Genomic DNA, 6,067 nt, shown 5'->3' on the forward strand with positions numbered 1-6,067 from the left:
ACGTAGGCGGGCCACGCATACATCATCACCTGCATCATGCAAAAGCCGGCCACCAGCCAGCGCCACAGCGCACGGCGGCTTTCGGCCTGGCGGCGCTCGCGCGCAAAGGCATCGCGCGCAGGAAGCGCCTGGTAGCCGGCGCGCCGCACGGCCTCCATCCACTGGGATGGAAGCACCTGCTCGTGGCGCCAGGTGACTCGCGCGCGGCGCGTGGCTGCGCTGACTTCGGCCTTCTCCACCCCGGGCACGGCCCGCAGCGCATCCTCGATGGTCAGCGCGCATGCGGCACAGTGCATGCCCTCCAGAACGACGTGCGAATCCCAGGCAGGGAAATCGGTGGGTTCTTTGGAAGGGTCGGCGGGAGTTGCGGGGCCTGCGGGCCGTCCGAACGAACTCCACTCCTGCGGATCATCCAGCAGTCGGGCCGTGGCCTGCTGCGAGGGCGAGAGACCTGAATCAGGCGCCGCCACCGCCGCCTCGCTGGATGGGGCTGCAATGGTGTGGGGCATGGTTCTTAGCGTAATCGGGGGGCATGATAAGCGTATTGACATTAATCAACCGTTAACTCATGGTTGGGTCTATGCTGACTTCGTCCCACCCATCAGCACACACGAAAGGAGCACGCATGTACAACCGCATCCTGATCGCCACCGACGGTTCCGAGCTTTCCGACAAGGCCGTGGACAGCGGCCTGGGCCTTGCCGCTTTGTGCGGCGCCAGCGTGATCGTCGTCAAGGTGGTCCAGCACTATCCGCGCAGCTACTTCGAAGGCGGCGAAACCGTGGATCTCAAGCAGATCGAACGCATCGAAGGCCAGTGGACGGCCAACGCGCAGACCGTGCTGGATGCCATCCACGCCAAGGGCCAGGCGCTCAAGGTCCACGTGACCACGGAGATCGTCAAGTCCGACCTGGTGGCCGAAAGCGTGATCGACGTGGCCAAGCGCCGCGACTGCGACCTCATCGTCATGGCCTCGCACGGCCGCAAGGGCCTGCAGCGCCTGCTGCTGGGCAGCGAGACGCAGCACGTGCTCACGCACACCCACATTCCCGTGCTGGTACTGCGCTGAAGGGTAGCGGCAGCTTCGGCTTTCGCTGCACAAAAAAAGGCATCGGCGGCGCCGATGCCTTTTGCTTTTTCAATCAGGCCAGGGCGCGACCCGCGCCTTGGCGACCACTCAGGCGAACAACTGCTTGTGCTGGTCGCGCAGGAGATTCTTCTGCACCTTGCCCATGGTGTTGCGCGGCAGCTCCTGCACCACGAAGCAGCGCTTGGGAATCTTGAAATTGGCCAGTTGGCCCTTGAGCGCATCGACCACCGCCTGGGGCTCGAGCGAAGCGCCGGGACGCGGCACCACCACCACCACGCCCACCTCGCCGAAGTCGGGGTGCGGCACGCCGACCAGGGCGCTTTCGGCCACGCCGGGCAGCTCGTTGATGAAGCCTTCGATCTCGGCCGGATAGACGTTGTAGCCGCCCGAGATGATCAGGTCCTTGCTGCGGCCCACGATGCTCACATAGCCCCGCTCGTCGAGCTTGCCCACGTCGCCCGTGCGGAACCAGCCATCGGCCGTGAACTCCTCGGCCGTCTTCTCGGGCATGCGCCAGTAGCCCTTGAACACATTGGGGCCGCGCACCTGGATGTTGCCGATCTCGCCCACAGCCACCGGCTGGCCTGCGTCGTCCACGATGCGCACGCCCACGCCGGGCAGCGCAAAGCCCACGGTGCCGGCGCGGCGCTCGGACTGGCCGCCGTTGCGGCCATCGGCACGGTAGGGGTTGGAGGTCAGCATGATGGTCTCGCTCATGCCGTAGCGCTCCAGGATGACGTGGCCGGTGCGCTCCTGCCAGTCGCGGTGCGTCTCCACCAGCATGGGTGCCGAGCCCGAGATGAACAGCCGCATGTGGGCCGCCGCCTCGCGCGTGAGCCGCGCATCGGCCAGCATGCGCACGTAGAGCGTGGGCACGCCCATGAAGACGGTGGCGTCACGCATGCGCGAGATCACCGTGCCGGGTTCGAACCTGGCCAGCCAGATCATGGGACTGCCGTTGAGCAGCGCACCATGGATGGCCACGAACAGGCCGTGCACATGGAAGATGGGCAGCGCGTGGATAAGCACGTCGCCGTCCTGCCAGCCCCAGTAGTCCTTGAGGGTTTCGGCGTTGGACAGCATGTTGCCGTGCGTGAGCATCGCCCCCTTGCTGCGGCCCGTGGTGCCGCTGGTGTAGAGGATGGCGGCCAGATCGTCCTCGCCGCGCTCCACCACCTCCTGCTCGTCGCCATGGTGGGCGGCGCGCTCCAGCAGCGTGCCGCTGCGGTCGTCGCCCAGGGTGTAGACATGGGCCACGCCCGAGGTGAAGGCGATCTTGGACACCCAGCCGAAATTGGCCGGCGTGCAGACCACGACGGCGGGCTCGGCATTGCCCACGAAGTACTCGATCTCGGCGGCCTGGTAGGCGGTGTTCAGCGGCAGAAAGACATGGCCGCTGCGCAGCGTGGCCAGGTAGAGCATCAGCGCTTCCACCGATTTGTCCACCTGTACGGCAATGCGGCTGGCGGGCGGCAGCTGCAGTGACTGCAGCAGGTTGGCCATGCGCGCGCTGCCACGGTCCAGGTCTGCCCAGCTGTAGAACAGGCTGGCGCCGTCAGCGCCTATGGCCTCTACGGCCCACTTTTGCAGATCCTGGGGAAAGGCGGCGCGCAAGGCAGCGAACAGATTGCGGTTGGTCATGGCTGTGAAGAAGAAGGAAGAATCCGCTGGGGACCGGGAAATCTCAGGCACGTTCATGGATTGGCGAAGGCGGCGCCACGGACAGCTCGCGCAGGATGCGCTCGCGGTCCGCGTCCAGCGCGGGCGGCTGCCTGCGCACCAGGGGCTGGCCGAGCGAGGCCTGCAAGGGATTGCCCGCCACGCGCAGCGTCTGGCCGCTGGGCGTCTGCACCTGGGCCAGCATGCCGCGCTCGCGCACCTGGGGGTGCTCGACGATGTCGGCCACGCTGTTGTACTCCCCCGCCGGGATGCCATTATCAGTGAGCAACCCCAGCCAATGCGCCCTGGGACTGTCCCGCAGGCGCGCCTGCAGCGCGGCCTTGAGCTCGGCCTGGTGCTCGCACCGCTGCGCGTTGCCGGCAAAGCGCGCGTCCTGCGCCAGTTCGGGCAATTGCAGCAGGCCGCAGAGCTTGCGAAACAGCGCATCGCTGCCCACGGCGATGACGAACCAGCCGTCCTGCGCCGCGAACACATCGAAGGGCGCCATGGAGGGATGCCGCGTGCCGATAGGCCCCGGCACGCTGCCCAGCGCGCCCAGGCGGGCCACAGGGTTTTCCAGCAAGGCCACCTGGCAGTCGAGCATGGAGACATCGACGCGCTCGCCCTGCCCCGTGCGCGAGCGGCGCATCAAGGCCGCCTGTGTGCCGATGACCGCGTACAGGCCCGCGCCCAGGTCGCCGATGGACACGCCCACGCGGCAGGGCCCGGCGTCCGGGTGGCCGGTCACGCTCATCATGCCGCTCATGGCCTGCACCACCATGTCGTAGGCAGGAAAGCCGCTGTAGGGTCCCGTCTGGCCAAAGCCCGAGACCGAGGTCATCACCAGCCGGGGATGGCGTGCATGCAGGGTCTCCCAGCCATAGCCGAGCTTGTCCATGGTGCCGGGGCGAAAGTTCTCGACCAGCACATCGGCGCCTTGCAGCAGGCGCTCGAAGACCTCGCGGTCCTGGGGCTGCTTGAGGTCCAGCGCAATCGACTCCTTGTTGCGATTGACCGAGAGGAAATAGGCCGAGCCCCCGTCCACGAACGGCCCGATGCCGCGCGCATCGTCGCCCGTGCCGGGCTGCTCCACCTTGATCACGCGCGCGCCCAGGTCGGCCAGCATCTGCGTGCACATGGGGCCGGCCAGCACGCGCGTGAGGTCGATGACGGTAAGGCCTTGCAGCGGCAGGCCCGTGGCTTGTTCATTCATGGTTTGATCATTCATATTCACTGCAATCCGGCTCCGGAACGCTGGGTCAAGGCCTTGGACTCCTGACCTTCCTTCAAGGCCCAGGTACGGAATTCCTCAAGGGATGCCGAGGGCGCGGCCAGATTGCCCTGCTTGGCCAGCCTGGCCTTCACATCGGGGTCTTCCAGGGCCTTGGTGCTGGCATCGAACAGCTTCCTGGCCACGTCCTCGGGCAGACCCGCCGGGGCGAACAGGCCGAACCAGAAGGTGTAGTCAAAGCCCGGCACGCCAGACTCCTTCATGCCCGGCAGCTCGGGGAACAGCGGCGAGCGCTCGGCCGTGCTCACGGCCAGCATGCGCAGCTTGCCCGCCTGGGCCAGCGGCAGCACGGAGGGCGGCGTGCCGAAGGTCAGGTCCACATCGCCAGCGGCCACGGCCTGTATCGATGGCGCCCCGCCCTTGAACGGCACATGCAGCATGCGCAGACCGCCGCTGGCACCCGCAAACGACAGCGTGGCCAGGTGCGTGATCACGCCTGCGCCCGAGGAGGAATAGCTGAGCTTGTCGGGCTGGCTGCGCGCCAGCGCCACCAGATCGCCCACGCTCTGGCCCGGAAAATCCTTGCGCACGGCCAGCAGCATGGGGGCCGAACTCCAGCGCGTGATGCCCGTGAAATTGCGCGCGCCTTCATAGCGCGCGCTCTTGTAGAGCAGCTGGTCCGAGCCATAGATGTTGGCGCTGCCCAGCAGCAGCGTGTAGCCGTCGGGCGCTGCACGCGCCACATGCTCGGAGGCCAGCGTGGTGCCGGCGCCCGGGCGGTTGTCCACCAGCAGGGGCTGGCCCAGGATCTTGCCGACCTTGTCGGCCACGATGCGCGCCACCGCGTCGGCGCCGCCGCCGGGAGGAAATCCCACGACCAGCGTGACGGGCCGGGCGGGATAGGACTGGGCCATCGCGCCACCGGCCAATCCGGCCAGCAGCAACGACAGTGCAAAACGCTTGAACATGGCTTGTCTCCTGTTTATTGATACCCCCTGAGTCGCTGCGCGCCTTCCCCCTAAAGGGGGGCGTACGGGCAACCGGCGACACCCTCGGTGCGGGAGCGGCCCTTCCTCGGTGTCCCCGGGTTGGGCCGCGCCGGTTCCGTGGGCTGTGGGCGGTAGGCAGCACCACGGGCAATCTGCGTGTATGCGGGAGGATGCGGTTCAGCGCCCCTTGAACTCCGGGCTGCGTTTCTCGCGCCAGGCCCGGCCGCCTTCCTGCAGGTCTTCGGAGGCGATGCTGCGCTGCACCTCGCGCGTGATCTCGGCCACGTCATGGCGGCCGCGCGCAATCAGGTTCAGGTGCTTTTTCATGCCGAACAAAGGGATGGGCGCCATGGCGGCCAGCGTGCCGGTGAGCTGGGCCACGGCCGCGTCGAAGGCGGCGGGTTCGGCCAGATGGGTGAGGAATCCGCAGGCCTTCATCTCCGGGGCCTGGATGCGCTCGCAGGTCAGGAACAGCCGCTTGGCCGTGTCCAGGCCCAGGCGCGAGACATAGCGCTCCAGCCCGCCCGCGTAGAAATGCAGGCCCAGGCGCGCGGCCGGCATGAACATTTCGGCCGCCGTGCTGCCCACGCGAAAGTCGCAGGCCAGGGCCATGTCGGTGGCACCGCCGTAGACGCCGCCGTGGATGGCGGCCACGGTCACGGCGCGGCATTGCTCGATGGCGTCCACCATCTCGCCGAAGCTGCTGCCCTCGGTCTGGCTGCCTTGGATCTCTGATATATCATAGCCACTGCAAAAGTACTTGCCCTCGCTGCGCAGCACCACCACGCGCACATCGTCGCGGCGGTTGATAAGCTCCACATGCGCGACCAGCGTGCCCAGGTCTTCGGGGGCCAGCTTGTTGGCCGCTTCGGGGCGCTGCAGCGTGATGGTGGCCAGGTGATCCTGGATGTCGAGTCTGGGCGTCATATGTATCAGTCAGTCAATCAGATATATTTGAATTAGAAAATGCTTCCAGCCAAGCAGCCATTGGAGAAAACCCCGGCCACGTCCAGCCTGCAGGAGCGTATACGGCAATCGCTGGAAGACGAGCTGCGCTCAGGCGCCATGCAGCCCGGCGATGCCATCGACGAGACGCGG

At 67.0% G+C, this 6,067-nt stretch carries 6 protein-coding genes; 1 reads left to right on the forward strand and 5 read right to left on the reverse strand.

Features of this window, described 5'->3' with window-relative positions:
• On the reverse strand, positions 1-509 hold a 509-nt coding region (locus tag L995_RS31745), incomplete at its 3' end, for a cation transporter (RefSeq protein WP_197065104.1).
• Positions 510-625: 116 nt separating this feature from the next.
• Here L995_RS31745 and L995_RS04770 point away from each other — a divergent pair.
• Complete coding sequence (locus tag L995_RS04770; RefSeq protein WP_016445196.1) at positions 626-1,069, forward strand: universal stress protein; 444 nt, start codon at positions 626-628, stop codon at positions 1,067-1,069.
• Between the two features lie 108 nt (positions 1,070-1,177).
• On the opposite strand, the gene L995_RS04775 is transcribed toward L995_RS04770, so the two are convergent.
• The 4 genes from L995_RS04775 to L995_RS04790 all read right to left on the reverse strand — a co-directional run bounded on the left by L995_RS04775 (position 1,178) and on the right by L995_RS04790 (position 5,896).
• Complete coding sequence (locus tag L995_RS04775) at positions 1,178-2,731, reverse strand: malonate--CoA ligase (protein ID WP_016453080.1); 1,554 nt, start codon at positions 2,729-2,731, stop codon at positions 1,178-1,180.
• Positions 2,732-2,774: 43 nt separating this feature from the next.
• Positions 2,775-3,962, reverse strand: coding sequence for a CaiB/BaiF CoA transferase family protein (locus tag L995_RS04780; RefSeq protein WP_047469664.1), 1,188 nt, complete (start codon positions 3,960-3,962; stop codon positions 2,775-2,777).
• Between the two features lie 17 nt (positions 3,963-3,979).
• Positions 3,980-4,948, reverse strand: a complete 969-nt coding sequence (locus L995_RS04785) for a Bug family tripartite tricarboxylate transporter substrate binding protein (protein ID WP_047469660.1) — start codon at positions 4,946-4,948, stop codon at positions 3,980-3,982.
• A 198-nt stretch (positions 4,949-5,146) separates the two neighbouring features.
• Positions 5,147-5,896: an enoyl-CoA hydratase/isomerase family protein gene (locus L995_RS04790; RefSeq protein WP_017405751.1), complete on the reverse strand. Its 750-nt coding sequence runs from the start codon at positions 5,894-5,896 to the stop codon at positions 5,147-5,149.
• Between the last annotated feature and the right edge of the window lie 171 nt (positions 5,897-6,067).

Source organism: Delftia sp. ZNC0008 (assembly GCF_000799035.1).
GTDB classification, from domain to species: Bacteria; Pseudomonadota; Gammaproteobacteria; order Burkholderiales; family Burkholderiaceae_C; genus Comamonas; species Comamonas tsuruhatensis.

What these genes read in the sequence shown, in the direction of transcription:
- L995_RS04780 (WP_047469664.1), bottom strand. Translation starts at nt 3,962, where the DNA reads ATGAATGAACAAGCCACGGGCCTGCCGCTGCAAGGCCTTACCGTCATC.
- L995_RS04770 (WP_016445196.1), top strand. Translation starts at nt 626, where the DNA reads ATGTACAACCGCATCCTGATCGCCACCGACGGTTCCGAGCTTTCCGAC.
- L995_RS04785 (WP_047469660.1), bottom strand. Translation starts at nt 4,948, where the DNA reads ATGTTCAAGCGTTTTGCACTGTCGTTGCTGCTGGCCGGATTGGCCGGT.
- L995_RS04775 (WP_016453080.1), bottom strand. Translation starts at nt 2,731, where the DNA reads ATGACCAACCGCAATCTGTTCGCTGCCTTGCGCGCCGCCTTTCCCCAG.
- L995_RS04790 (WP_017405751.1), bottom strand. Translation starts at nt 5,896, where the DNA reads ATGACGCCCAGACTCGACATCCAGGATCACCTGGCCACCATCACGCTG.